We start from the raw sequence: 24923 nt of genomic DNA, 5'->3' as shown, positions 1-24923 counted from the left end.
GGCCAGTCTCTTGGCATATTCCCCCTGCGAATTGGCCGAAATGCGCGAGCTGCACCGGCCGGCCTTCATTACCCGAGGGGTAATCGACCCGTCACGCGGACCGGGGCACGGTGGTGCCAACGGATCGCCGCTCACCGCGATCCACCCCCTGACCAGCAGTGACGACCTCGATGGAGGCTGATTCGCCATGTCCGTGAACACCGACCGTTACCAGACCGCCGCCGCCCGCTACTTCGAGGCCTGGAACGCCACCGAGCCGGAGGCGCGGGGCAAGGCGGTCGCCGAGGCCTGGGCTCCGGAGGGCGGTTACACCGACCCTCCCCCAGAGGGGGGACCCCCAGCGGATGTCGCCGGATACGCTCAGATCACGGCCGTGATCGCGGCGGCGCACGAACAGTTCCCCGGTTTCGTCTTCCGCCCGCTCGGGATCGCCGACGGCCACCACGACACGGCCCGCTTCGGCTGGGAGCTGGTGAACGAGGCTGGGGGTACCCCCTCTGGGGGAGGCTCGGCTCCGGTGGCCGGATTTGACGTGGTCACGCTTAGTGAGGACGGCCGGATCCTCCGGGTACTGGGCTTCCTGGACCGCGTTCCGGCCGGGGCGTGAGCCGGCACCCGCGATGAGTTCCCGCGCTCGCGGCGGTCTCCCGAACGAGAGAGACCACCGCGAGCGGAGGACCGCCATGAGTACGACCGCACATCTGGACGTGGAATTCACCGCCGTGCTGCGCCGCAGCCCCGCGAGGGGTGGCTGGACCTACGTGGTCTGGCCCCAGTCCGCCGTGTTCTTCGGCACCCGGGGGCTGGTCAGGATCCGCGGCACGGTCGACGGGCACCCGTTCCGGAGTTCCTTCATGGCCCTGGGCGACGGCACGCACAAGCTGCCCGTGCGGGCCGACGTCCGCAGGGCGATCGGAAAGGGTGAGGGGGACGCGGTGTGCGTCCGCCTCACCGAACGGATCACCGGCTGACGATCGGGTCGGTCACCGGGCGACGATTCGGGTCGATCACCGGGCGACCGCCGACTCCGTCAACGGTTGATGATCGCCTCGATCCGGGCCAGCTCCTCCGCGTCGAAGTCGAGGTTGCCGATGGCGCCGACGCAGTCCTCGACCTGCTGCGGGCTGCTCGCGCCGATCAGCGCCGAGGTCACCCGGCCGCCGCGCAGCACCCAGGACAGGGCGAGCTGAGCCAGCGTCTGGCCGCGGCCCTTGGCCACCTCGTCGAGGTCGCGCAGCTGGGCGACCAGGTCCTCGGTCACCGCGTCCGAGTTCAGGAACGGGCTGTCGCTCGCGGCTCGCGAGCCCTCGGGGATGCCGTCGAGGTAGCGGCCGGTGAGCAGGCCCTGCTCCAGCGGGGAGAAGACGATGGAGCCGACCTGGAGCTCGTCGAGGGCGTCCAGGAGGCCCTCGGTCTCCGGGCGGCGGTCGAGCATCGAGTAGCGCGGCTGGTGGATGAGGAGCGGGGTGCCGAGCTCGCCGAGGATCCGGGCGGCCTCGCGGGTCTGCTCCGCCGAGTAGTTGGAGATGCCGACGTAGAGCGCCTTGCCCTGCTGGACCGCGGAGTGCAGGGCGCCCATCGTCTCCTCCAGGGGAGTCTCCGGGTCCGGGCGGTGCGAGTAGAAGATGTCGACATAGTCCAGGCCCATCCGGGTGAGGGACTGGTCCAGCGAGGACAGCAGGTACTTGCGCGAACCCCACTCGCCGTACGGGCCGGGCCACATCAGGTAGCCGGCCTTGGTGGAAATCACCAGCTCGTCGCGGTAGGCCGCGAAGTCCGCCTTGAGGGCCTCGCCGAACGCGGACTCGGCGGCGCCGGGCGGCGGGCCGTAGTTGTTGGCGAGGTCGAAGTGGGTGACACCGAGGTCGAAGGCGCGGCGCAGGATGGCACGCTGGGTCGTCACGGGCCGGTCGGGCCCGAAGTTGTGCCACAGGCCGAGCGACAGCGCGGGGAGCTTCAGGCCGCTGCGGCCGCTGCGGCGGTACGGCATGTCGGCGTAGCGGTCGGGGGGTGCGGTGTACAACGCGACTCCAGAGGGGTTGCCACAGGATCTACCGGTTCCACTCTGTCCCGACCCTCGCGCAGTGGTCCAACAGGAGAATCCGATGGAATTGTGCGGCTAGTCTTCTCAATCATGGAACTGCGCCACCTCCAGCATTTCGTCGCCGTCGCCGAGGACCAGCACTTCACCCGGGCCGCCGAACGGCTGATGGTGTCCCAGTCCGGTCTCTCGGCCTCGATCCGGGCCCTGGAGCGGGAGCTGCGGGCGCCGCTGTTCGTGCGGACGACCCGCCGGGTGACGCTGACCGAGGCCGGCCGGGCGCTGCTCGGCGAGGCGGAGCGCATCCTGGCGCAGGTGCGGTCGGCACACGAGGCGGTGGCCGCGGTGCAGGGCGTGCTGCGCGGGACGCTGGCACTGGGCACCGAGCAGTGCATCGCCGGGGTGCATGTGGCGGGGCTCCTCGCCGCGTTCCGGCGCCGGCATCCCGACGTGGAGATCCGGCTGCGGCAGGCCGGTTCCGGCGCGCTCGCCGAGGAGGTGGCGGCGGGCCGGCTCGACCTGGCCTTCGCCTACCGCACCCAGGACGACACCGACCAGTTGCGCTCGGTATCCCTGACCGGCGAACCGATGACCGTGCTCTGCCATCCCAGCCACCGGCTGGCGACGGCCGGCGCGGCCGTGACCCCGGAGGACCTCGACGGGGAGGTGTTCGTCGACTTCCACCCGGACTGGGGCCCGCGCCGCACGACCGACGCGGCCTTCGCCTCGGCGGGCGTACGGCGCACGGTCGCCCTGGAGGTCAACGATGTGCACAGCCTCCTCGACCTGGTCGACGAGAACCTCGGCATCGCCGTCGTACCCCGGCACTTCCGCCACAAGCGCCCCGCGCTGACCGCGCTCGCGCTCAAGGACACCGACGAGACCGCGTACGAGACGGTCGCCCTGCTGCCGCCGGAGACGGCCACCAGCCCGGCGGCCCGGGCGCTGATCACCCTCCTCGAGACAGGGGGTCTGGCAACACCCCCGGACGGGGCCTGCCCCTCCTGACCCCGGCCGCCCGTCGCCGCAGACTCGTGGTTGTCCACGACGACGACGGGGAGTGCGGAGATGGCGGAACACACACGGCGTACGGTGCTGCGCGGGGCGCGGGCATCGCGGTGGCGGGCGCGCTGACGGGAACGGCGGTCCGTCCGGCGGCAGCATCGACGACAGCGCCAGACCCGGCGGAGCGTCACCATCCCTTCCTGGAGGGCGCGTTCGCCCCGGTCACCGAGGAACTCACGGCCTTCGACCTGCCGGTCACCGGCCGTGTCCCCAGTGACCTGAACGGCCGTTACCTGCGCAACGGCCCGAACGTGCTCGGCCTGGAGGATCCGCGCGCCCACCACTGGATGCTGGGCGAGGGCATGGTGCACGGGGTGCGGCTGCGCGACGGCCGGGCCGAGTGGTACCGCAACCGCTGGGTGCGGTCCTCACAGGTGACGGCGAAGCTCGGCGAGACCTACCCCGGTCCGGTCCCGCCGGACGACTTCGCCTGCAACACCCACGTCGTCCCCTACCGGGGACGGATCCTCGCGCTCCAGGAGAGCGGCCCGCTGCCGTACGAACTCGACGGCGAGCTGAACACCGTGGGCACCTACGACTTCCGCGGCACCCTGGAGGGCGCGTTCACCGCGCACACCAAGTACGACGCGCACGCGGACGAGTTGCACGCGATCGCCTACTACCCGACCTGGGACCATGTCCGGCACCTGGTCGTGGACCCGAGCGGCCGGCTCGCCCGCACCACCCGGATCCCGGTCCGGGACGCGCCGATGATGCACGACTTCGCGCTCACCGAGAAGCACGTGGTCGTCTTCGACATCCCGGTCACCTTCGACGCGGCGGCCGCCGAGGCGGGCGCACCGGTGCCGTACGTCTGGAACCGTGAACACCCCGCCCGGGTGGGTGTGATGTCACGCTCCGGGGGTGCCGTCCGGTGGTTCGGCATCGACCCGGTCTTCTACTCGCACACCCTGAACGCGTACGACGAGGGCGGGTCCGTGGTGATCGACCTGACGACGTATCCGGCGCCGTTCGACGTCGCGAGCCGCACCACCGACGGTCCGCACGCGGTGGGTACCGCGAAGCTGGAGCGCTGGACCGTCGACCTGCGCCGGGGGCAGGTCCGCAGGCGCACGCTCGACGACCGGCCGCAGGAATTCCCGCGGGTCAACGAGGAGTTGGTGTCCCGTCGGCACCGGTACGGCTACTCGGCGGCGGCTGCCGAGATGTCCGTCGCCTACCTGGCCGGCGACGGCAACCCACCGGACCGCGCCTTCTCCAACGCCCTCTTCAAGCACGACCTCGCACGCGGCACGGCCGAGGTGCACCGGCTCCCGAGGGGCGCGGCGGCGGGTGAGGCGGTGTTCGTGCCGGGCGAACACGGGCGGCGGGAGGACGACGGGTACGCGATCGCCTACGCCCACAACCCAGACCGGGGCGCCGCCGACCTGCTGATCCTCGCCGCGCAGGACTTCACCGGCGAGCCGCTGGCCCGGGTGCACCTGCCGGGCCGGGTGCCGCTGGGCTTTCACGGAAGCTGGATTCCGGACGCATGACGACCCGCGATGCGCGATCGTGGTCGTATGCATGCAAGGGACATCCTCATCGACGGCTTCGGCCGCATCCAGGAAGAAGTCCATGCCGCCCTCGACGGCACCGACCCCGACCTGCTCAACAAGCGCCCGGCCCCGGACGCCAACTCCGTCACCTGGCTGGTCTGGCACCTCACCCGGATCCAGGACGACCACGTCGCCGACGCCTTCGACCTCGACCAGGTGTGGCTGGCCCAGGGCTGGGAGAAGCGTTTCGGCCTCGACCTGCCGCCCCGTGACCACGGGTACGGCCACACGCCCGCGGAGGTCGCGAAGGTCACCGTGGACACCGCCGGTCTGCTGACCGGCTACTACGACGCGGTGCACGAGCAGACCCTGGGGGTGCTGCGCGAGCTTCCCGCCAAGGATCTCGAACGGGTCGTCGACACCCGCTTCGATCCGCCGGTCACGCTGGGCGTACGGCTGGTGAGCGTCCTGTCCGACGACCTTCAGCACGTCGGACAGGCCGCCTATCTGCGGGGGCTGCTTCAGAGCACGGCGGCGTAACCCGGCAGCACGACGTCCTCGATGAGGGCCCTGCGCTCGTCGAACGGGATGAACGCGCTCTTCAGGGCGTTCACCGTGACCGCGCGCAGGTCCTCGACCGTCCAGCCCGCCTCGTCGACCAGCAGGGACATCTCCCGGGTCATCGTCGTCCCCGAGACCAGCCGGTTGTCGGTGTTGAGGGTGACCCGGAAGCCCAGCTCCTTCAGGACGGTGATCGGGTGCTCGGCGATGGAGGTGGCGCAGCCGGTCTGGAGGTTGGAGGTGGGACACATCTCCAGGGCGATCCGGCGGTCGCGCACCCAGCCGGCGAGGCGGCCGAGCTTGCCGTCGACGATGTCCTCGGTGATGCGGACACCGTGCCCGATGCGCTGGGCGCCGCACGCCTGGACCGCCTGGTGGATGCTGGGCAGGCCGAACGCCTCACCGGCGTGGATGGTGAAGGGCACGCTCTCGTCGCGCAGGTACCGGAAGGCGTCGAGGTGGTCGGCGGCCGGGAAGCCGTCCTCGGCGCCGGCGATGTCGAAGCCGACGACACCGGCGTCCCGGTAGGCGACGGCCGCCTCGGCGGCCTCGCGGACCCGGTCGAACATCCGCATGCCGCACAGCAGCGTGCCCACGCGGACGGGCGTGCCGGCGGCAGCGGCCTTCGCCATACCGGCGGCGAGCCCCTCCTGCACGCTCTCCACGACCTCGTTCAGCGTGAGCCCGCCCTGGACGTTCAGCTCCGGCGCGTAGCGCACCTCGCCGTAGACGACACCGTCGGCGGCGAGGTCCAGGACGTACTCCTCGGCGACCCGTCGCAGCCCCTCCCTGGTCTGCATCACCGCGAGGGTGTGCTCGAAGGTGGCTATGTAGCGGACCAGGTCGCCGGAGCCGGCGGCCTCGACGTACCAGGCGGCCAGCTCGTCGGGGTCGGTGGTGGGAAGGGTGTGACCGACCTCGGCCGCGAGCTCGACGAGGGTGGCGGGGCGCAGGCCGCCGTCGAGGTGGTCGTGCAGGACGGCCTTGGGGAGGCGACGGATCACGTCTGCGTCTACGCGCGTAGCAGTCATGGTGGAGCTGTCCTCGGCAGGTGGTTCGGAGTGGTCGGTCAGGCGGCGGGCTGGAGCAGGTCCCAGCGGTTTCCGTACAGGTCCTGGAAGACGGCGACGCTGCCGTACGGCTCGTGCCGCGGCTCCTCCAGGAAGGTCACGCCGGCGGCGGTCATCCGGGCGTGGTCGCGGGCGAAGTCGTCGGTGTGCAGGAAGAAGCCGACACGGCCGCCCGTCTGGTCACCGACGCGGGCGCGCTGGCCCTCGTCCTTGGCGCGGGCGAGCAGCAGTCCGGTGCCGTGTCCCTCCCCGCCGGGCTCCACGACGACCCAGCGGGAGCCGTCCGGGCGGGGCGCGTCCTCGACGAGCCGGAACCCGAGGGCCTCGGTGTAGAAGCGGATCGCCTCGTCGTAGTCGCCGACGACGAGGGTGACCAGGGCGACGCGTCGCATGGGGGCCTTTCGGTGGGGCTGGTTAGCGGGAGAGGTTATACGTAAAACTCCACGGATGCCAGTCTTCCCCTTCCGAAGGGAACTTCTTGGGAGCGTCCGCCAAGGCGCCCCTCCAGGGGCGCTGGGGGTACCCCGGCCGAAGGCTGGGGGAGGAACTGCGCGACAGCCACCACGCACCCGCACCCGCCGAACGGCCGCCCCCCTACCGCTCCGCTTCCCCCTGCGCGACCTCCACCCGATGATGGAAGTCGACCATCCCGGTCGCGGAGGCGACACACGACAACCCGGTGCAGGCCACCAGCAGCACCGCGACCCACCCCCCGGCCCGCCGCCGCCCGCGCGGCGCGGCCAGCAGCGCCTCGACCCGCTGCGGCACCGGCCCCGACGCGGCACCCGGCACGAACGCCGGCCGCTCGACGCTCCCGCCCTGCCCCGCCAGCGCCGCCCGGGCGATCGCACGGGCCGTCAGCCGCCGGTCCCCCACCGCGCTCGCCGCGGCCTCGTCGGCGGCCCGCTCCACGGCCAGCCGGATGAGGTCCCGGACCCCGCGCAACGCCGGATGGCAGTGCGCCGCGAGCTCGGCCGCGGCGAGGAAGTAGTGATGGCCGCCCGCGTTGTGCGCCCGTTCGTGCGCGAACAGCGCCTCCCGCTCACTCCCGTCGAGACTGCGCAGCATTCCGGTGGTGACCACGATCCGGTGCGGCCTTCCGGGCAACGCGTACGCGTCCGCACACGGCGAGTCGACCACGCACAGGTCACCCGCCGCAGGTCCTCGCCCGGCCGCCGTGCGGGCCGCGCGAAAGGCACGGACCTGCCGGAGCACCGATCGCGCGAGCGTCCAGGCACACACGGCGAGGCCGCCCACCGACACCGCGGCCAGCGGCAGCACGTAGCGGTCGGAGGCGGTGTGCAGGGGCTGGATCAGGTCGCCGAGCGCGGCGAAGAACGGCAGCCTGAGCAGCCCGGTGAGGACGAACGCGCCGAGAGCGGCGAGCGAGCACCCCGCGAGGGCGACGGCCGAGCCGGTGATCGCCCGGAGCGCGACGGCGGGGGCCAGCCGGTCGAGGGCCCGGCGGGCCAGGGGCGGGAGGGCGAACGGCAGCAGCAGCGGCAGGGCCAGGAGTGCGATCATCATCCACCGGATTGCTCGTCGGCTTCGAGCAGGATGCGCAGCACGCGCTCGTCGTCGGGGCTGAGCTGGGCGACGAACCGGGCCAGCACGGTCTCCCGGTCGGTGTCCCGGTCGAGTTCGGTGTGCATCCGCTTCGCGGTCAGGCCCTGCGCGTCCTGGACGGGGACGTAGGCGTAGCCGCGCCCCTGGCGGTGCCGTTCGACGACGCCCTTGTCGTGCAGCCGGGTCAGGATCGTCGTCACCGTCGTGCGGGCCAGGTCGGTGCCGAGGCTCCGCTGCACCTGCCCGGGGGTCTGGGGCGCACCGGCGGCCCAGAGAGCCGCCATGACGCTCGCCTCCAGTTCGCCGGCCGGCCGGCGTTCGTCCTTCGGGTCGGCCATGGAGGTTCCTCACCCCTTCTTCGTCCTCGATCCGCAGACCGTCTACGGCAGTGTAGTCAGCCCGGCGGCGGCCACCGCCCGTTGACCCATTATCGGAAGCCCGTCGCGGCAGGGACCGTGGCCGCCGGCCCGGGAATCGTCCCGGGGCGCGGTACCCGAGACCTGGGAGGCGGGCCCGAGACGCGGAGCGGACCCGGCCGATGGCTCCGCGGCCGTCGAGATCACCGACTCGGCCCGTTCCCCCCGTCAGCACAAGCCTGACGTCCTCGCCCGACCGGAGCGGGAGACGGACATCCGGGTGGCCACGGCGGACGACGGCGGGCTGCCGTGTCCCGTCCCGCTCTGCTTCGGATGGCGCGGGGACGCGGTGCGGCTCTCCGCCCCGATCACCACCCCAGCGGCCGCGATCCGCGGGACGGCGGCCGGGCCAGGCTCGTGCTCGGGGACACGGAGGACGTGGTGCCGTTCGACGGGGAGGTGACGGAGCACGAGCCGCGCGGCCGGCATCTGACGCGGAACGGGGTGTGGAGGGTCTGGGCCGGACCGTCAACCGGCCTTGGCGTGGAGGGCGTCGAGCCGGGTCAGTTCGTCCTCGGTGAGCCGGATGGCACCGGCCGCCACGTTCTCGGCCAGGTGGTCAGGGTTGCCGGTGCCGGGGATGGCGAGGACGTGCGGGCCCTGGTGCAGGGTCCAGGCGAGGCGGATCTGGGCGGGGGTGGCGTCGTGGGCGCGGGCGACGGCGAGGACCTCGTCCTCGTGGTGCGCGGTGGCGCCGAGCGCCCCGGCGTCGCCCGCGACGGCGAAGAAGGGTACGAAGGCGATGCCCCGCTCGCCACAGATGCGCACGACTTCGTCGGTGGCCGGGTTCGCCGCGTCGAGTCCCCAGCGGTTCTGCACGCACACCACGGGGGCGATGGCCAGCGCCTCGTCGAGATGGCGTGGTTCGACGTCGGAGACGCCGAGGTGCCGGATCAGCCCGGCCTCGCGCAGTTCGGCGAGGGCACCGAAGTGCTCGGCGATCGAGTCCTGGCGCATCCGGCGGAGGTTGACGACGTCGAGGTGGTCGCGGCCCAGCTGGCGCAGGTTCTCCTCGACGTGCCCGCGCAGCTGGTCGGGGCGGGCGGAGGTGCCCCACTCCCCGTGGTAGTCGCGGTAGGGGCCGACCTTGGTGACGATGACCAGGTCGTCGGGGTACGGGGAGAGCGCGGTGTTGATGAGCTCGTTGGCGGAGCGCAGGGCGGAGAAGTAGAAGGCGGCCGTGTCGATGTGGTTCACGCCGAGCTCGACGGCCTTGCGCAGTACGGCGATCGACCGGTCGCGGTCGCTCGGGGTGCCGTGGTGGAAGGCGGCGCTGCCCGTCAGCCGCATCGCGCCGAAGCCGAGGCGGTGGACGGGCAGGTCGCCGAGTTTCCAGGTGCCGGAGGCTTCCGCGGTGATCGTTTCAGAGGTCATCGACGGAGTCTGGCACACGGTCCTGACGGCGATGCCGACGACGGGGTCAGCAGTAGAGGTTGCCGCCGGCCGGGACGCCGAGGATCTGGGTGAACTTCTGGTAGGCGCTGACCCTGCTCTGCACCTGTGCCGGGTTCTTGCCGTCGCACTCCAGGGAGCCGTTGATACTGCGGATGGTCTGGCCGAAGCCGGCCTGGCTGACCATGGCGTTGTGGCCGGTCATGGTGCCGGGGCCCTTCTGGGTGTTCCAGTACCACAGGCCGGTCTTCCAGGCGACGGCCGAGTTGTTCTCGACCTGCCAGGGGTTGTTGAGGAGGTCGATGCCGAGCGCGTCGCCCGCGGCCTTGTAGTTGAAGTTCCAGCTGAGCTGGATGGGGCCGCGCCCGTAGTAGGCGGACTGGCCTGCGGGACAGCCGTAGGACTGGCTCCGGTCGCAGTAGTGGGAGTAGTTGGCGGTGTTCTGCTCGACGATGTGGACCAGCCCGCCGGTCTCGTGGCTGACGTTCGCGAGGAAGGCGGCGGCCTCCTGCTTCTTGACGGTGTCGCTGCCGGTGCCGGCGAAGGCCGGGTAGGCGCTGAGCGCGGCGGTGAGGCCGCTGTAGCTGTAGAACGCATTCCGGTTCGGGAACATCTGGTTGAACTGCGCCTGGCTGACGACGAAGCCGGCGGCGGAGGCCGAGGGGGCCGCCTGGAGCACCAGGACGGAGCTGCCTATGGCCAGCGAGGTCAGGAGTGCGGCGATACGGCGCCTCAACACGGATCAACTCCTTTGCGGAGCACGGCCGCGCCCCTCGAAGGGGGTGCGGCCGCGGTGGGGGGTGTGAGGCACACTCAACTGCCTTGGTCTGTACCAGTCAAGGGTATAGACCAGTCAACAGGCCGCCGGGGCCCGGGCCACGGCAACCGCAATTGCGCCCGGAAACAGGAAAGTCGGGCTTTCGGCGCGGGTGGCCCGGCCCTTCACCGTGGAACGGCACGGCAGCGGTCGGGCCCGGCCGCATCGGTGCGGTCGGGCCCGGAGGATGGTGGGGGTCAGCTCAGGGGCTTGGCGAGGATCGCCTTGCGGTGGCTGAACGTCTCGATGGAGTACCGGCCGTGGTAGCTGCCCATACCGCTCTCCCCCACCCCGCCGAACGGCAGGTCGGAGACGGTGAGATGGGCGAGCGGCAGGCCGTGGCCGAGGGCGCCGGAGGACGTCTCGGCGGCGAAACGCTCCCGGGTGTCGTCGGACTCGCTGAACACGTAGAGCGCGAGGGGCTTGTCACGGTCGTTGACGAAGCCGATCGCGCTGTCGAGGTCCGGGACGGTGACGATGGGCAGGAGAGGGCCGAAGATCTCCTCCTGCATCACGGGGGACTTCGGGTCGACGTCGGCGAGCACGGTGGGCGCGATGTACTTGGCGGCGCGGTCGGTCTCGCCGCCGACGGCCACCCGGCCCGAGCCGAGCAGTGCGCTGAGCCGGTCGAAGTGGCGCTCGTTGACGATCCGGCCGTACTCGCCGGACTCCTTGGGCTCGCCGCCGAACAGCCCCTGGACGGCCTTGGCCAGGGCGGGCTCCAGGGCCGTTGCCGTCTCGGGGTCGGTCAGGACGTAGTCGGGGGCCACGCAGGTCTGCCCGGCGTTGAGGAACTTGCCGCGCGCCAGCCGCTGCGCGACCACGGTGAGGTCGGTGCCGCGGTCGACGAACGCCGGGGACTTGCCGCCGAGTTCGAGGGTGACCGGGGTGAGGTGCTCGGCGGCGGCGCGCATGACGATACGGCCGACCACGCCGTTGCCGGTGTAGAAGATGTGGTCGAAGCGCTCGGCGAGCAGGGCCGTGGTCTCGGGGACGCCGCCCTCGACGACGGCGACCGCCTCGGTGCCGAGGTAGGCCGGGAGCAGCCGGGCCAGTGCGGCCGAGGTCGCCGGGGCCAGCTCGCTGGGCTTGGCGACGACCGTGTTGCCGGCCGCGAGGGCGCCGGCCACGGGGGCGAGCAGCAGCTGGGCCGGGTAGTTCCAGGGGGCGATGACGAGGACGACGCCGAGGGGGTCGTACTGCGTCCAGGCGGTCGCGTCGTCGCCCAGGTGCTTCGGGACCGGCGCGGACTCGGGGCGCAGCCACTCCTCCAGGTGGTCGAGGGTGTGGTCGATCTCCCGGATGGTGAAGTCGATCTCCGAGCCGTAGGCCTCGCGGGTGCTCTTGCCCAGGTCCGCGTTGAGGGCCGCGGCGATCTCGTCGCCGCGCTCCGTGAGCATGGCGCGCAGCCGGCGGAGCCGGCCGATGCGCCACTCGACGGGCTTGGTGCGGCCGGTGCGGAAGGTGGCGCGCAGCCGGGCCACGATGTCGGCGGGCTGCTCGGGGGTGGGCTGGTTCACGGATGCCTCGCTGGTGGTGCGTTCGGGCCGCACGGCCCGAACGGGGTCTCGACGATCAGATGTATATTGCAACCTTTCATGGACCGAAGTAAATTCCGGCAGCCCGAAACCACTGCGTTTGACGAAGGTCACACCTGCTCAGCCGGTGAGTTCGCCCCGCCGCCGTGCGAGGTGTACTTGTTCGGGCAGGCTGCCGGTGAGCGCGATGGCCGCGTCGTACTCCGCCACCGCCTCGCGGTCCCGGCCCAGCCGGCGCAGCAGGTCTGCGCGGACGGCGTGCAGCACGTGGTACCCGCTCAAATCGAGGGCGTCGACCAGCTCCAGAGCCGCGGCCGGGCCCTGGACCTCGGCCACCGCGACCGCCCGGTTCAGCGCCACCACCGGGGTGGGGGCGACGGCCATGAGCTGGTCGTACAGCGCCAGGATCTGACCCCAGTCGGTGGCCCCGGCGCTCCGCGCGTCGCTGTGCACGGCGTTGATCGCTGCCTGGATCTGGTACGGCCCGGGGCGGTTGCGCCGCAGGCACCGCCGGACGAGCTCCTGACCCTCCTCGATCAGCTCCCGGTCCCAGAGGCCGCGGTCCTGCTCGGGCAGCGGGACCAGGTCACCGGCCGTCGGCTGCCGGGCGGGCCGGCGGGCCTCGACGAGCAGCATCAGCGCGAGCAGCCCTGCCGCCTCGGGCTCGTCCGGCATCAGCTCGCACAGCAGCCGGCCCAGGCGCACGGCTTCGGCGCACAGCGCGGGATCGCCGCCGTAGCCCTCGTTGAAGACGAGGTAGACGACGGCCAGGACCCCGTTCAGCCGGTCGGGGAGGTCGGCGTCCTTCGGCACCCGGTACGGGATCCCCGCGTCGCGGATCTTCGCCTTGGCGCGCACCAGGCGCTGGGCGAGGGTGGGCTCGGGGACCAGGAAGGCGCGGGCGATCCGGGCCGTGCTGAGCCCGCCGAGCAGGCGCAGGGTCAGGGCCACCCGGGACTGGAGGGCGAGGGCGGGATGGCAGCAGGTGAAGATCAGCCGGAGCCGTTCGTCGCGCACGGGGCCCTCCTCGGCCGGTGCGTCGGGCGCGTGCAGCCGGGCGGCCTCGGCGTGCCGTGCGTCCCGGGAGGACTCGCGGCGCAGCCGGTCGATCGCGCGGTTGCGGGCGGTGGTGATGATCCAGCCGGCCGGGCTCGGCGGCGTCCCGGTGCGCGGCCAGCTGTCCAGCGCGGTGGTGAAGGCGTCCTGGACCGCTTCCTCGGCGAGGTCGATGTCGCCGAGGAAGCGGACCAGAACCGAGACCGCGCGCCCGTACTCGGTACGGAACACGGCCTCGACGTCGGCGGGCTCCGCCATCAGTGCTGGTCCACGAAGGGCCGTACCTCGATGGGGAGGGTGGTGGCGAGCGCGGCCCTGCGGCCCCACTCCAGGGCTGCGTCGAGGTCCTCGGCGCGGATCAGGCAGAGGCCGCCCAGGTACTCCTTGCCCTCGGCGTAGGGCCCGTCCGTGATCAGTACGTCGCCGTCCTCGGGACGCAGCATCGTGGCCGTCTCCGGACCGTGCAGTCCGCCCGCGAAGACCCAGGCACCGGCGGCGCGCAGCTCGTCGTTGAACGCCTCGACGTCGCGCATGATCGCGGCGAGCGCGTCGGGCGAGGGCGGGGTGGCGTCGGCGGGCTGGACCACGCTCAGCAGGTAGTGCTTCATGACGTTCTCCTCGGTCGTCGCGGGGTGTTCTCGCCTTCTACACGAACGGCGGGCCCCCGGATCGACACCGCACTCCGGGTAACCGAAAGAATCTTTCCTATGACCATCGCCGCGCATCCGCTCGTCGCCCGCGCCCGGGAGCTCGCCGACACCCTCCTCTCCCCCGCCGCCGAGCGCGTCGACCAGGAGGGCGTCCCCGCGAGCCACATCGAGGCGGTCAAGCGCTCAGGCCTGCTGGGGGTGAACGCCCCGGTGGCGTACGGCGGCTCGGCGGCGCCGGCGGCCGTGGTGCGGGAGACGGCGGAGATCCTGGCCGGGGCGTGCTGCTCCACCTGGTTCGTGCAGACGCAGCACCACACTCCGGTGCTGACCCTGACCAGGTCCGAGCTGCCGGTGCGGGAGCGCCTGCTGGGCCCGCTGGCGCGGGGCGAGCTGCTGTCGGGGGTGGCGTACGCGCATCTGCGGTCCTACCCGCGGGTTCCCGTGCGGGTCCGTAGGGAGGCGGGCGCATGGCTCTTCTCCGGCACCGTGCCCTGGTACACCGGCTGGGGCCTGAACGACGTGCTGCTGCTGGCCGGGGTGACCGAGGACGACGAGGCCCTGTTCGCCTTCGTGGAGGCACGGGAGCAGCCGGGCCTGCGGCCGTCGGAACCGATGCGCCTGGCGGCGCTCACCGCGTCCCGGACCGTGTCCCTGGACCTGGACGGCCTGCGGGTCCCTCAGGAGGCGGTCGCGCTCCGGATGCCGTACGAGCAGTGGGCGGCGGCGGACCGCCCGAAGACCTTCAACGCCAGCCCGGCGGTCTTCGGGATCACGGAGGCGGCGCTGGCGCTGGTGGAGGAGGAGTACGCGGCCGTTCTGCGGGGCCGCCTGGCCGGAATCCGCCGCCGGGCCTACGCCCTGGCCGACCGTCCGGTGCCGTACGAGCACGCGCAGGAGCGGCTGGCGTTGCGGGCTGAGGCGTTCACCCTGATGCGTACGGCCACGACCGCGGCGGTGGTGACGGGCGGCGGCCGGTCGATGTCCCTGGACCACCGCGCCCAGCGCCTCGCCAGGGAGGGCCTGTTCCTGCTGGTCCAGGGCCAGACGGGGGAATCGCGCACGGCGCATCTGAGACGACTCGCGGAGCAGCACCACTCCGGTCGTTGACGGGAGCACTGCCGGGTGTTGCGTATCGCACAAAGTGGTGCGCCAAATAGAACACGCCCCCTTGACCCGCCGGCCGACTTGCCTGGACCATGTTGCGCATCACTCATATCGTTGCGCAGTGCGCATCCTGGAGGGTGTCATGTCTCCTCGACCGGAGCCCGGCCGCGAGTTCGTCCTCACCCTTTCGTGCCCCGACCGGGCCGGTCTGGTCCACGCCGTCACCGGCTTTCTGGTCGGCCACGGCGGCAACATCCTGGAGAGTCAGCAGTTCGACGACCGTCTGCAGGAGCGCTTCTTCATGCGGGTGCACTTCGACGTCCCGGACGGCGCCGGCTCGCTGGAGGAACTGCGCACCGGATTCGTCCCGGTCGCCGAGGAACACCGGATCACCTGGCGGCTGAACGACGCGTCGACCCCGACCCGCACCCTCATCATGGTGTCGAAGTTCGGCCACTGCCTGAACGACCTGCTGTTCCGCAGGTCCACGGGCGCGCTCAACATCGAGATCCCCGCGATCGTCTCCAACCACCGCGACTTCGAGCCGCTGGCCCGGACCTACGGCATCCCCTTCCATCACATCCCGGTGACACCCGACACCAAGGCGGAGGCGGAGGCCCGGCTGCTGCGGCTCGTCGGCGAGCTGGACGTCGACCTGGTGGTGCTCGCCCGGTACATGCAGATCCTCTCCGACGACCTGTGCAAGCAGCTCGACGGCCGGGCCATCAACATCCACCACTCCTTCCTGCCGAGCTTCAAGGGGGCCCGGCCGTACGTCCAGGCGCACCGGCGCGGCGTCAAGCTGGTGGGCGCCACGGCGCACTACGTGACGCCCGACCTGGACGAGGGCCCGATCATCGAGCAGGACGTCGTCCGGGTGAGCCACTCGCACGCCCCGGACGAGCTGGTCGCGCTGGGCCGTGACGTGGAGGCCCAGGTGCTCGCCCGTGCCGTGCGGTGGCACAGCGAGAGCCGGGTGCTGGTCAACGGCCGCTGCACGGTCGTCTTCCGCTGACACCGCGAACGGCGGGGCGGCCCCCCCGGGGGGGGGGGGGGCCCCCCGGGGGGGGGGGGGGGGGGGGGGGGGGGGCGGCCCGGCCCGCGGGGCCCCCCCCCCCCCCCCCCCCGGGCGGCCCCCCCCCGGGGGGGGGGGCCGCCCCGCCGTTCGCGGTTCCTCAGGCGTATTCGACGGCCGCGTCCAGCAGCCAGTCCGCCAGGTAGCCGGCGAACGAGGAGCGCACCAGGACCCAGAACCCGGCCCTGGTCTCGTCCCGTGCGACCAGGACGACCTGGGTGCGGGCCAGCGTGGTCTGGGCGCAGCGACCGGGGCCGAAGGCACGGGGGTGGAGATCCAGGGAACAGCCGTGGGCGAGCAGGTCGCGGGCGCGCGGGCCGCCGACGAGAAGGGTGGTGCGCTGGGCGGAGACGTCCGTGACGGCGACGGCTCCCGGTTCCTCCCCGGCGGCCGTGCGGATCCGGCTCTCCAGGTCCCGCTCGGTGCCCGGCCGGCCCACCACCAGCCACTCGTCGGGGCCGAGCCACACCGCGGTCACCTCCCCCGCGTGCACCACGGTGTCGGGTTCCGGAGGCAGCTGCACTCCCAGGGCCAGTCCCACGGCGTCCGCCGCCGGGCCCTTGGCGTCGAGGCGGACGTTCACCTGGGCCAGGAAGGGGAGTTCGGCCAGCCGGAGCGCGCCCTTGGAGGAGCGGGTCAGGGCGGCCAGGCGGGGTGCGGCGTCGGCCAGGGGGCTGCGCCGTGATGTGGTCGGGGCGGTGTCAGCCATCGCGGCGGGCTCCCTCGGGGTCGTAGAGGACGGGGCTGGCGACGGTCACCGGCAGGAGCTGTCCGCCGACGGGGGCGTAGAGGCGTTCTCCGATGCGGTCCCGGCCGCCCTTGACCAGGGCGAGCGCGAAGGTCCGGCCGAGCGCGGCGCTGCGGTAGCTGGAGGTGACGTGACCGAGCATCGGCACGGGCGGAGCGGGCAGTTCGCTGTCGGCGACCAGGTGCGTGCCCTCCGGGAGGAAGGCGCCCGGGTCGTCGGTGAGGAGGGCGACCAGGTGCTTGCGGTCGGGGCGCGCAGTGTCGGCACGGGCGTGGGAGCGCTTGCCGATGAAGTCGGGCTTCTTCTTCGAGACCGCCCAGCCCATGCCGAGATCCTGGGGGGTGACGGTGCCGTCGGTGTCCTGGCCGACGATCGGGTAGCCCTTCTCGGCCCGCAGCACGTGCATGGTCTCGGTGCCGTACGGGGTGATGCCGTAGGGGGCGCCCGCCTCGTACAGCGCCTCCCAGAGCGCGACCGCGTGCCACGGCGACACGTTGATCTCGTAGGCGAGTTCGCCGGAGAAGCTGATCCGGCACACGCGGGCGTCGATGCCGGCGACGGTGGTATCCCGCCAGGCCATGAACGGGAAGTCGTCGTTGGACACGGCCAGTTCGGGCGCGAGCGAGCCGAGGACCGCACGGGATACGGGGCCGACCAGGGCGACGGTCGCCCAGTGCTCGGTGACCGAGGTGCAGCGCACGCGCAGGTCGGGCCACTCGGTCTGCAGCCACTCCTCCATCCAGTCCAGGACGGCCGCCGCGTTGCCGGTCGTGGTGGTGACCAGGAACCGGTCGGGGGCGAGCCGGATGACCGTGCCGTCGTCGAACACCATGCCGTCCGGGCGGCACATCACGCCGTAGCGGATCATGCCGACCTTCAGGGTGCCCATCATGTTCGTGTAGAGCAGGTCCAGGAAGCGCCCGGCGTCCGGGCCCTGGACGTCGATCTTTCCGAGCGTGGAGGCGTCCATGAAGGCCACGCCCTCGCGGGCGGCGCGGCACTCGCGGAGCACGGCGGTCTCCATGTCCTCGCCGTCCCGCGGGTAGTACCAGGGCCGCTTCCACTGCCCGACGTTCTCGAAGAGCGCGCCGTGCTCGACGTGCCATCCGTGCAGGGCGGTGGTGCGGACCGGGTCGTGCAGCGCGCCCCGGTCGCGGCCGGCGAGAGCGGCGAAGGAGACGGGGGTGTACGGCGGCCGGAAGGTGGGCAGGCCGAGCGCCGAGATGTCCACGCCGAGGAGTTCGGCGACGACTCCGCTCGCCAGGAGGCCACCGGTCTTCCCCTGGTCGTTGGCGGTGCCGGCCGTGGTGTAGCGCTTGGTGTGCTCCACCGAGCGCAGGCCGGCGCCGGTGGCGCGGGTCAGGTCCGCCACGGTGACGTCGCGCTGGAGGTCGACGAAGCGGGGTCCCTCGCCGGGGACGGTGAAGACCGGCATGGGCGGGGTGTACGGCTGTGGGGCCACGGCGGGGAGGGCGGGGGGCTCGGCGGTGTAGCCCTCGGCCTCCACCGCGCGCGTGCCGGCCGCCGTGCCCTGGACGAGGGCCGTGGCGAGGTCGAACACCCCGTTCGCGGCGCCCGCGACCGCCACCGCCTGACGGCAGCCGTCGGGTACGAACGTGCCGAGCACCTCGTCGTGGCGGAGCTTGCCGCCCGCCTGGCTGAACAGGTGCGCGACCGGGTTCCAGCCGCCGGAGACGAGGAGCAGGTCGGCCGTGAACTCCCGCTGTGCGCCGGTGCCTTCGTACGGGGCGACGGTCACGGCGGTGAGACGCTCGCCGCCCGCCGTGCCGGTGACCGCGTGCCCGGGCAGCACCTCGATCCCGGCGGACCGGGCCCGCTCGGCCCACTGGCCCGGTTCGGGCCGGGTGTCGACGATCGCGGCGATGCCGACTCCGGCCGCCGCCAGGTCGAGGGCGGCCGCGTAGGCGCTGTCGTTGGTGGTGAGGACGACGGCCTGCCGGCCGGGGAGCACGGCGTACCGGTTCAGGTAGGTACGGGCCGAGGTCGCCAGCATCACGCCGGGGCGGTCGTTGTCGCCGAAGGCGAGCGAGCGTTCGTGGGCGCCGGTGGCGAGGACGACGTGCCGGGCGCGGATCCGCCAGACGCGTTCGCGGGAGACGTTCGGTGGGGCGTCGGCGCCGAGGTGGGTGGTGCGGCGCTCCACGGCGAGGAGGTGGTTGTCGTCGTAGTGGCCGAAGACGGTGGTGCGGGGCAGGACGCGTACCTCGGGGGCGGCTTCGAGGCGGGCTCGGGTGGCCGCGACCCAGTCGAGGTGCTCGCCGGTGCCGAGGAGGCTGCCGCCGGGCTCGGGCTGGTCGTCGGCGATGATGACGCGGGCGCCGCTGGTGGCCGCCGCCGCGGCTGCCGCGAGGCCGGCCGGGCCCGCGCCGACCACCAGGAGGTCGCAGTGGGCGTGTACGGCGTCGTAGCGGGCCGGGTCGGGGGTGGTGGCGAGGCGGCCCTGACCGGGGAGGCTGGTCGCGACCAGGCCGTCGTGGAGTTCGACGGTGGTGGCGGGGAGCATCGGCTCGGGGAACGGGGCCTCGATCTGGACGACCGCGTTGGGTTCTTCGACGCCTGCGGAGAAGATGCCGCGGGGGCGGCCGAGCTTGATGCTGGTGGCGGCCCGGACGACGCCGTTGGCGAGGAGGGCGGAGGCGAGGGTGTCGCCTCGGTAGCCCTGGTACTCGGTGCCGTCGAAGGTGAAGGTGAGGGGGCTGGTGCGGTCGATGCGGCCGCCGGTGGGGGTGCGGAAGGGGTGGTCGCCCCGCCCGCCCCTGCCCGTCCCGTCCTGAAGGGGCGCTGCCCCTTCCACCCCGCTGGGGGCTGCGCCCCCCGGCCCCCCTTCGGCCTGAACGGCCTCGTCCTCGAACGCCGGACGGGCTGAGACAGAAGGCGTAGGCCGAGAGGGCACCGCCGGACGGGCTGAGAGGGAAGACGTCGGCAGTGAAGGCCCCGCCGGACGCGGCTCACCCGCCCGGTACACCGTCAGGATCTCGTTCGTCGACGTGTCGCGGACCGCGTTGAACCACCGCCGGCAGCCTGCCGTGTGGCTCCAGCGCTCCGCGAACGGGCCCTTCGGGTTGGTGCGGAAGAAGAGGTGGCGGGCCCACTGCTCGTCGGTGAGGGAGGCCGGGTCCTCGGGGTAGGGGACGTGGGCCTGGCCGCCGTAGTGGAACTCGGTCTCGTCGCGGGGCCCGCACCACGGGCAGGGAATGAGCAGCATGGTTGGGCTCCCTAGTGGGCCACCGCGGCCGCGCCGTGCTCGTCGACGAGCGCGCCGGTGGTGAAACGGTCGAGCGAGAAGGGGGCGTTGAGGTGGTGAGGGCTGTCGTGGGCGATGGTGTGGGCGTAGACCCAGCCGACGCCCGGGGTGGCCTTGAAACCGCCGGTTCCCCAGCCGCAGTTGAGGTAGAGGTTCTCCACCGGGGTGAGGCCGACGATGGGCGACGCGTCGGGGCTGACGTCGACGATGCCGCCCCAGGTGCGCAGCACGTGGGCGCGCGCGAAGACCGGGAAGAGTTCGAGGGCCGCCGCCATCTGCTCCTCGATGATGTGGAACGCGCCGCGCTGGGTGTACGAGTTGTACGCGTCGATGCCCGCGCCCATCACCAGCTCGCCCTTGTGCGCCTGGCTGACGTACACGTGTACCGCGTTGGACATGACGACGGTCGGGTGGACGGGCTCCAGGAGTTCGGAGACCAGGGCCTGGAGCGGGTGGCTCTGGAGGGGGAGTTCGATGCCCGCCATGGCGGCCAGGACCGAGGTGTGGCCGGCCGAGCAGAGGGCCACCTTGCCTGCCGCGATCGGGCCGAGGGTCGTCTGCACGCCGACGACCCGGCCGCCCACCACGTCCAGCCCGGTGACCTCGCAGTTCTGGATGATGTCGATGCCGGCCGCGTCCGCGGAACGGGCGAAGCCCCAGGCGACGTAGTCGTGCTTGGCGATGCCGGCGCGGGGCTGGTAGGTGCCGCCGAGCACCGGGTAGCGCACGTCGGGTGAGGTGTTGACGATCGGGCAGACCTCTTTGACGCCGTCCGCGTCGAGCCACTCGGCGTCGACGCCGTTGAGGCGGTTGGCCTCGACCCGGCGGACGCTGTCGCGGACGTCCTGGAGGCTGTGGGCGAGGTTCAGGACGCCGCGCTGGGAGAAGAGGATCGGGTAGTCGAGTTCCTCCTCCAGTCCCTCCCAGAGTTTCAGCGCGTGTTCGTAGATGCCGGCGCTCTCGTCCCACAGGTAGTTGGAGCGGATGATCGTGGTGTTGCGGGCCATGTTGCCGCCCGCGAGCCAGCCCTTCTCCAGGACGGCCACGTTGGTGATGCCGTGGTTCCTGGCGAGGTAGTGGGCCGTGGCGAGGCCGTGTCCGCCGCCGCCGACGATGACGACGTCGTACGACCGCCCGGGCTCGGGGGTGCGCCAGAGGAAGTCCGGGTGGTCGGGGAGGTCGGCGCCTGGGGTGCGGGGGCTCATCGGACGTCTCCGTCGTGCGAGAGGTGCGGGTAGAGCGGGTGCTTGGCGGCTAGCGCCTCGGTGCGGGCGCGCAGGGCGGCGAGGTCCGGCTCGGGCTGGAGGGCGAGCGCGATGACGTCGGCCACCTCGGCGAAGTCCTCCGCCGTGAAGCCCCTGGTGGCCAGTGCGGGGGTGCCGATGCGCAGGCCGGAGGTGACCATCGGCGGGCGCGGGTCGAAGGGGACGGCGTTGCGGTTGACGGTGATGCCGATCTCGTGGAGCAGGTCCTCCGCCTGGCGGCCGTCCAGCGGGGACTCCCGCAGATCGACCAGGACCAGGTGGACGTCCGTGCCGCCGGTCAGCACCCGCACTCCGGCCGCGGCCGCGTCGGGCCGGGTCAGCCGCTCGGCGAGGAGACGGGCACCTGCCAGGGTGCGGGCCTGCCGCTCGGCGAACTCCGGGGTTGCCGCGACCTTGAACGAGACGGCCTTCGCCGCGATGACGTGCTCCAGCGGGCCGCCCTGCATCCCGGGGAACACCGCCGAGTTGATCTTCTTGGCGAGGTCGGCGTCGTTGGTGAGGACGACTCCGCCGCGCGGGCCGCCGAGGGTCTTGTGCGTCGTGGTGGTGACCACGTGGGCGTGCGGGACGGGGCTAGGGTGCAGCCCCGCCGCCACCAGGCCCGCGAAGTGCGCCATGTCGACCATGAGCAGGGCGCCCACCTCGTCGGCGATCCGGCGGAAGACCGCGAAGTCCAGCTGTCTCGGGTACGCCGACCAGCCGGCGATGATCATCTTCGGGCGGTGTTCCTTGGCCAGCCGCTCCACCTCGTCCAGGTCCACGAGGTTGTCGGTCTCGGAGACGTGGTAAGGCACGACGTCGAGCATCTTGCCGCTGTAGTTGAGGCGCATACCGTGGGTGAGGTGGCCGCCGTGCGCGAGGTCGAGGCCGAGGATCGTGTCGCCGGGCTTGAGCAGGGCGAAGAAGACGGCGGTGTTGGCCTGGGCGCCCGAGTGCGGCTGCACGTTGGCGAACCCGGCCCCGAAGAGGGACTTGACCCGTTCGATCGCCAACCGCTCGGTGACGTCGACGTGTTCGCAGCCGCCGTAGTAGCGGCGGCCGGGATAGCCCTCCGCGTACTTGTTCGTCGCGACCGAGCCCTGCGCCTCCATCACGGCGACGGGCGCGAAGTTCTCGGAGGCGATCATCTCCAGGGTGGACTGCTGCCGGTTCAGTTCGGCACTGAGCGCGGCATGGACCTCGGGGTCCAGCTCGGCCAGGGGTGTGTTCAGCGCGTTCATGCTGGTTCCGCGATCCTTTCGACGACCTCAGCGCCCCGAAGGGGCGCGGGGAACTGCGCGACCAGCCACGACGAGCCCGCAGCCGACCCACGACACCACACGAATCCCTCACCCACGGAGACGACTCATCGCCGGATCGAACAGCGGCTCCTCGGCCACGACCGCCTCCACACGCTGGTCGAAGTACCCGATCTGCACACTCGTCCCCGGCACCGCGAGCTCCGCCGGCAGCCACGTGTAAGCGATCCCCTTGCCGATCGTGTAGCCGTAGGCCGCGCTGGTCACGTAACCCACAGCACGCTCACCGTCGTAGACCGGCTCCTTGCCCATCACGACGGCCCGCGGGTCGTCGATCGTGAGGCAGCTCAGCCGGCGCCGCACAGCCGCCTTGCGCCGCTCCAGCGCGGCCTTCCCGACGAAGTCGCCCTTGTCGAGCCTGACGGCGAAGCCGACGCCGGCCTCGTAGGGGTCGTGCTCGTAGGTCATGTCGGTGCCGAAGGAGCGGTAGCCCTTCTCCAGGCGGAGGCTGTTGAAGGCACCGCGGCCGGCGATGATCCCGCCGAGCGGCTCGGCCGCCTGCCAGAGGGTGTCCCAGAGCTTCGCGCCCTGGTCGGCGGTCGTGTACAGCTCCCAGCCGAGTTCGCCGACGTACGACAGCCGCATCGCCGTGACCGGCACCGAACCGATGTAGGCGCGCTTGGCGCGGAAGTACTTGAGGCCCTCGTTCGAGAAGTCCGCGTCGGTGAGCGGCTGGAGGACCTCGCGGGCGAGGGGGCCCCACAGGCCGATGCAGCAGGTGCCGGGGGTGATGTCACGCACCTGGACCCTGCCGTCGGCCGGGAGGTGACGGGTGAACCAGTCGAGGTCGAGGTTGCCGTTGGCGCCGACCTGGAAGAGGTCGCGGGCGAGGCGGGCGACGGTGATGTCGCTGCGGATGCCGCCGTCGTGGTCGAGCAGCAGCGTGTACGTCACCGAGCCGACGGACTTGGCGACCTTGCCGGTGACCAGGCCCTCAAGGAAGTCCGCGGAGCCGGGGCCGCTGACCTCCAGGCGCTTGAGGGCGGTCATGTCGTACATCGCGACGGTCTCGCGGGTGGCCTGGGCCTCGGCGCCGACGATCGGCGACCAGTAGCGGGCGGCCCAGTCGTTGGGGGTGGGGATCGAACGGCCTTCGAGCAGGCCCGCGTTCACCTCGTACCACTGGGGGCGCTCCCAGCCGTTCGCCTCCAGGAAGAACGCGCCGTGTTCCCGCTGCCGGGCGTGGAAGGGGCTGGTGCGGATCGGACGCGGTTTCCCGGACGGCTGGAGGGGGTGGAGGATGTCGTAGACCTCGACGAAGTTCTGGCAGTCGCGGGCCAGCACGTACTCCGGGGAGAGCTGGTGCGGCTCGAAGCGGTTGACGTCGCACTCGTGGAGGTCGAACGAGGAGCAGTGGCCGTCGACCAGCCATTCGGCGACCGCGCGGCCGACGCCCGCGGAGTGGGTGACCCAGACGGCCTCGGCGACCCAGAAGCCCTTGACGTCCGGGGACTCGCCGAGCAGCGGGTAGCCGTCGGTGGTGAAGGAGAACAGGCCGTTGATGCCCTCCTCGACCTTGGCCTCGCGGGTCGCGGGGAGGAGCGACTGGGTCTCGGTCCAGGCGTCGGCGAAGTCGTCCTCGGTGAACTTCAGGACCGACGGCATCTGGTCGGCCTCGTCCACGGAGAGGATGTCGTCGGCGGAGACCGGCATCGGGCGGTGGCCGTAGTAGCCGATGCCGAGGGCGTCGAAGCGGTCTCGGTAGTAGAGGTCGGCGTCCTGGTGGCGCAGGATCGGGCGGACCGCCTCCTCGGTCTGGCCGGCGAGGGCGGGGACGGGGCCGGTCCAGGCGAGCTGGTGGGCGAGCGGGGTGAGCGGGAGGTTCATGCCGACCATGCGGGCGATCTTCGGGCCCCAGATGCCCGCGCAGCAGACGACGATGTCGGCGGGGATCTCGCCCTGGTCGGTCACCACCGCGGTGACGGCGCCTTCGCTCTGCCGGATGTCGAGGACCTCGTGGCGGGCGAGGAAGCGGACGCCGCGCTCGGTGGCCCGGCGGATCTGGGCCTCGACGGCGAGGACGGCCTTGGCGAGGCCGTCGGTGGGGACGAGGAGGCCGCCGAGGACCCGGTCGGGGTTGACCAGCGGGTGCTGTTCGACGCACTCCTCGGGGGTGAGGATGCGCGCCTCGATGCCCCAGGACGTGATCCAGCCGTGCCGGCGGTGGAGCTCGGCGAGGCGCTCGGGGGTGGTGGCCACTTCGAGGCCGCCGACCTGGAGGAAGCAGGGCTTGCCGTCGACGTCGAGGGAGCAGAACTTCTCGACGGTGTAGCGGGCCAGCTCCGTCATCGTCTTCGAGGGGTTCGTCTGGAAGACCAGGCCGGGGGCGTGTGAAGAGGAGCCCCCGGTGGCCGGGAGGGGGCCCTGGTCGACCACGGTCACCTCGGTCCAGCCGCGTGCGGAGATCTCGTCCGCGAGGGCCGCTCCCACGACTCCCGCTCCGATGATGACCACTCGGGGTCCCGCCATCGCCCAACCTCCGAACTTGAGACCGGTG

Annotated in this window: 22 protein-coding genes; 7 read left to right on the top strand and 15 right to left on the bottom strand. The window is 72.2% G+C overall.

The features are described from left to right. Positions 1-187: 187 nt before the first annotated feature. Together ACFY0P_RS25020 and ACFY0P_RS25015 are read left to right on the top strand one after the other, a co-directional pair. Entirely contained in the window at positions 188-607 is a 420-nt protein-coding gene (locus tag ACFY0P_RS25020; protein ID WP_388917046.1) for a nuclear transport factor 2 family protein, read from the top strand. 76 nt (positions 608-683) lie between these two features. Next, on the top strand, positions 684-971 hold the full coding sequence (locus tag ACFY0P_RS25015; RefSeq protein WP_388917043.1) for a DUF1905 domain-containing protein: 288 nt from the start codon (positions 684-686) through the stop codon (positions 969-971). 59 nt (positions 972-1030) lie between these two features. On the opposite strand, the gene mgrA is transcribed toward ACFY0P_RS25015, so the two are convergent. After that, entirely contained in the window at positions 1031-2023 is a 993-nt protein-coding gene (gene mgrA, locus ACFY0P_RS25010; protein WP_388917040.1) for an L-glyceraldehyde 3-phosphate reductase, read from the bottom strand. Between the two features lie 111 nt (positions 2024-2134). Between mgrA and ACFY0P_RS25005 the strand changes: the two genes are divergently transcribed. The 3 genes from ACFY0P_RS25005 to ACFY0P_RS24995 are packed head-to-tail and all read left to right on the top strand — an operon-like array spanning position 2135 to position 5145. Then, positions 2135-3049, top strand: a complete 915-nt coding sequence (locus ACFY0P_RS25005; RefSeq protein WP_388917037.1) for a LysR substrate-binding domain-containing protein — start codon at positions 2135-2137, stop codon at positions 3047-3049. Between the two features lie 26 nt (positions 3050-3075). Beyond that, positions 3076-4602 carry a carotenoid oxygenase family protein gene (locus ACFY0P_RS25000; protein ID WP_388917034.1) on the top strand — a complete coding sequence of 509 codons (1527 nt, stop codon included), beginning with the start codon at positions 3076-3078 and terminating at the stop codon, positions 4600-4602. Between the two features lie 27 nt (positions 4603-4629). Further along, positions 4630-5145 carry a DinB family protein gene (locus ACFY0P_RS24995; RefSeq protein WP_388917031.1) on the top strand — a complete coding sequence of 172 codons (516 nt, stop codon included), beginning with the start codon at positions 4630-4632 and terminating at the stop codon, positions 5143-5145. Here the strand turns inward: ACFY0P_RS24995 and ACFY0P_RS24990 are convergent. The 9 genes from ACFY0P_RS24990 to ACFY0P_RS24950 form a co-directional block, all read right to left on the bottom strand. After that, the gene (locus ACFY0P_RS24990; protein WP_388917028.1) at positions 5127-6197 is read right to left on the bottom strand and encodes an adenosine deaminase; all 1071 of its coding nucleotides are present in this window, start codon (positions 6195-6197) and stop codon (positions 5127-5129) included. The two genes, ACFY0P_RS24995 and ACFY0P_RS24990, sit on opposite strands and share 19 nt — an antisense overlap. Positions 6198-6235: 38 nt before the next feature. Continuing rightward, entirely contained in the window at positions 6236-6628 is a 393-nt protein-coding gene (locus tag ACFY0P_RS24985) for a VOC family protein (RefSeq protein WP_388917025.1), read from the bottom strand. Positions 6629-6830: 202 nt separating this feature from the next. Then, positions 6831-7760: a M48 family metalloprotease gene (locus ACFY0P_RS24980; protein ID WP_388917290.1), complete on the bottom strand. Its 930-nt coding sequence runs from the start codon at positions 7758-7760 to the stop codon at positions 6831-6833. Further along, complete coding sequence (locus ACFY0P_RS24975) at positions 7760-8140, bottom strand: BlaI/MecI/CopY family transcriptional regulator (protein WP_388917022.1); 381 nt, start codon at positions 8138-8140, stop codon at positions 7760-7762. Before ACFY0P_RS24975 ends, ACFY0P_RS24980 begins: the two co-directional genes overlap by 1 nt. A gap of 546 nt (positions 8141-8686) precedes the next feature. After that, entirely contained in the window at positions 8687-9592 is a 906-nt protein-coding gene (locus ACFY0P_RS24970; RefSeq protein WP_388917021.1) for an oxidoreductase, read from the bottom strand. A gap of 46 nt (positions 9593-9638) precedes the next feature. Beyond that, positions 9639-10349 (bottom strand): chitinase, encoded by a 711-nt coding sequence (locus ACFY0P_RS24965; protein WP_388917018.1) that lies wholly within the window; start codon positions 10347-10349, stop codon positions 9639-9641. A gap of 275 nt (positions 10350-10624) precedes the next feature. Then, positions 10625-12019, bottom strand: a complete 1395-nt coding sequence (locus ACFY0P_RS24960; RefSeq protein ID WP_388917015.1) for an aldehyde dehydrogenase family protein — start codon at positions 12017-12019, stop codon at positions 10625-10627. Positions 12020-12085: 66 nt separating this feature from the next. Next, a complete protein-coding gene (locus ACFY0P_RS24955; RefSeq protein WP_388917012.1) occupies positions 12086-13279 on the bottom strand; it encodes an RNA polymerase sigma factor in 1194 nt (397 codons plus the stop codon). Beyond that, positions 13279-13629, bottom strand: a complete 351-nt coding sequence (locus tag ACFY0P_RS24950; RefSeq protein ID WP_388917009.1) for a YciI family protein — start codon at positions 13627-13629, stop codon at positions 13279-13281. Before ACFY0P_RS24950 ends, ACFY0P_RS24955 begins: the two co-directional genes overlap by 1 nt. 99 nt (positions 13630-13728) lie before the next feature. On the opposite strand from ACFY0P_RS24950, the gene ACFY0P_RS24945 reads away from it, so the two are divergent. Both ACFY0P_RS24945 and purU read left to right on the top strand, forming a co-directional pair. Further along, complete coding sequence (locus ACFY0P_RS24945; protein WP_388917006.1) at positions 13729-14778, top strand: acyl-CoA dehydrogenase family protein; 1050 nt, start codon at positions 13729-13731, stop codon at positions 14776-14778. A gap of 139 nt (positions 14779-14917) precedes the next feature. After that, positions 14918-15790 (top strand): formyltetrahydrofolate deformylase, encoded by an 873-nt coding sequence (purU, locus tag ACFY0P_RS24940; protein ID WP_388917003.1) that lies wholly within the window; start codon positions 14918-14920, stop codon positions 15788-15790. A 160-nt stretch (positions 15791-15950) separates the two neighbouring features. Here purU and ACFY0P_RS24935 read toward each other — a convergent pair whose 3' ends face one another. From ACFY0P_RS24935 to ACFY0P_RS24915, 5 genes are all read right to left on the bottom strand, one after another. After that, on the bottom strand, positions 15951-16559 hold the full coding sequence (locus ACFY0P_RS24935) for a sarcosine oxidase subunit gamma (protein WP_388917000.1): 609 nt from the start codon (positions 16557-16559) through the stop codon (positions 15951-15953). Beyond that, a complete protein-coding gene (locus tag ACFY0P_RS24930) occupies positions 16552-19824 on the bottom strand; it encodes a sarcosine oxidase subunit delta family protein (RefSeq protein ID WP_388916997.1) in 3273 nt (1090 codons plus the stop codon). The genes ACFY0P_RS24935 and ACFY0P_RS24930 overlap by 8 nt, the downstream gene beginning before the upstream one ends. Positions 19825-19835: 11 nt before the next feature. Beyond that, complete coding sequence (locus tag ACFY0P_RS24925; protein ID WP_388916994.1) at positions 19836-21068, bottom strand: sarcosine oxidase subunit beta family protein; 1233 nt, start codon at positions 21066-21068, stop codon at positions 19836-19838. Then, a complete protein-coding gene (gene glyA, locus ACFY0P_RS24920) occupies positions 21065-22348 on the bottom strand; it encodes a serine hydroxymethyltransferase (protein ID WP_388916991.1) in 1284 nt (427 codons plus the stop codon). Before glyA ends, ACFY0P_RS24925 begins: the two co-directional genes overlap by 4 nt. A 108-nt stretch (positions 22349-22456) precedes the next feature. After that, entirely contained in the window at positions 22457-24895 is a 2439-nt protein-coding gene (locus tag ACFY0P_RS24915; RefSeq protein WP_388916988.1) for an FAD-dependent oxidoreductase, read from the bottom strand. Positions 24896-24923: the final 28 nt, after the last annotated feature.

The organism is Streptomyces sp. NPDC001714, from assembly GCF_042892755.1.
In the GTDB taxonomy this organism is placed as follows: domain Bacteria; phylum Actinomycetota; class Actinomycetes; order Streptomycetales; family Streptomycetaceae; genus Streptomyces.
The sequence above is the reverse complement of the archived record's forward strand: the minus strand, read 5'-3'. Positions and strand labels throughout refer to the sequence as shown.

Excerpts from the sequence above, each read along its gene's own strand:
- ACFY0P_RS25020 (WP_388917046.1), top strand. The coding sequence starts at position 188 with ATGTCCGTGAACACCGACCGTTACCAGACCGCCGCCGCCCGCTACTTC.
- ACFY0P_RS25015 (WP_388917043.1), top strand. The coding sequence starts at position 684 with ATGAGTACGACCGCACATCTGGACGTGGAATTCACCGCCGTGCTGCGC.
- ACFY0P_RS25005 (WP_388917037.1), top strand. The coding sequence starts at position 2,135 with ATGGAACTGCGCCACCTCCAGCATTTCGTCGCCGTCGCCGAGGACCAG.
- ACFY0P_RS24995 (WP_388917031.1), top strand. The coding sequence starts at position 4,630 with ATGCATGCAAGGGACATCCTCATCGACGGCTTCGGCCGCATCCAGGAA.
- ACFY0P_RS24990 (WP_388917028.1), bottom strand. The coding sequence starts at position 6,197 with ATGACTGCTACGCGCGTAGACGCAGACGTGATCCGTCGCCTCCCCAAG.
- ACFY0P_RS24985 (WP_388917025.1), bottom strand. The coding sequence starts at position 6,628 with ATGCGACGCGTCGCCCTGGTCACCCTCGTCGTCGGCGACTACGACGAG.
- ACFY0P_RS24980 (WP_388917290.1), bottom strand. The coding sequence starts at position 7,760 with ATGATCGCACTCCTGGCCCTGCCGCTGCTGCTGCCGTTCGCCCTCCCG.
- ACFY0P_RS24975 (WP_388917022.1), bottom strand. The coding sequence starts at position 8,140 with ATGGCCGACCCGAAGGACGAACGCCGGCCGGCCGGCGAACTGGAGGCG.
- ACFY0P_RS24970 (WP_388917021.1), bottom strand. The coding sequence starts at position 9,592 with ATGACCTCTGAAACGATCACCGCGGAAGCCTCCGGCACCTGGAAACTC.
- ACFY0P_RS24955 (WP_388917012.1), bottom strand. The coding sequence starts at position 13,279 with ATGGCGGAGCCCGCCGACGTCGAGGCCGTGTTCCGTACCGAGTACGGG.
- ACFY0P_RS24950 (WP_388917009.1), bottom strand. The coding sequence starts at position 13,629 with ATGAAGCACTACCTGCTGAGCGTGGTCCAGCCCGCCGACGCCACCCCG.
- ACFY0P_RS24945 (WP_388917006.1), top strand. The coding sequence starts at position 13,729 with ATGACCATCGCCGCGCATCCGCTCGTCGCCCGCGCCCGGGAGCTCGCC.
- purU (WP_388917003.1), top strand. The coding sequence starts at position 14,918 with ATGTCTCCTCGACCGGAGCCCGGCCGCGAGTTCGTCCTCACCCTTTCG.
- ACFY0P_RS24935 (WP_388917000.1), bottom strand. The coding sequence starts at position 16,559 with ATGGCTGACACCGCCCCGACCACATCACGGCGCAGCCCCCTGGCCGAC.
- ACFY0P_RS24930 (WP_388916997.1), bottom strand. The coding sequence starts at position 19,824 with ATGCTGCTCATTCCCTGCCCGTGGTGCGGGCCCCGCGACGAGACCGAG.
- ACFY0P_RS24925 (WP_388916994.1), bottom strand. The coding sequence starts at position 21,068 with ATGAGCCCCCGCACCCCAGGCGCCGACCTCCCCGACCACCCGGACTTC.
- glyA (WP_388916991.1), bottom strand. The coding sequence starts at position 22,348 with ATGAACGCGCTGAACACACCCCTGGCCGAGCTGGACCCCGAGGTCCAT.
- ACFY0P_RS24915 (WP_388916988.1), bottom strand. The coding sequence starts at position 24,895 with ATGGCGGGACCCCGAGTGGTCATCATCGGAGCGGGAGTCGTGGGAGCG.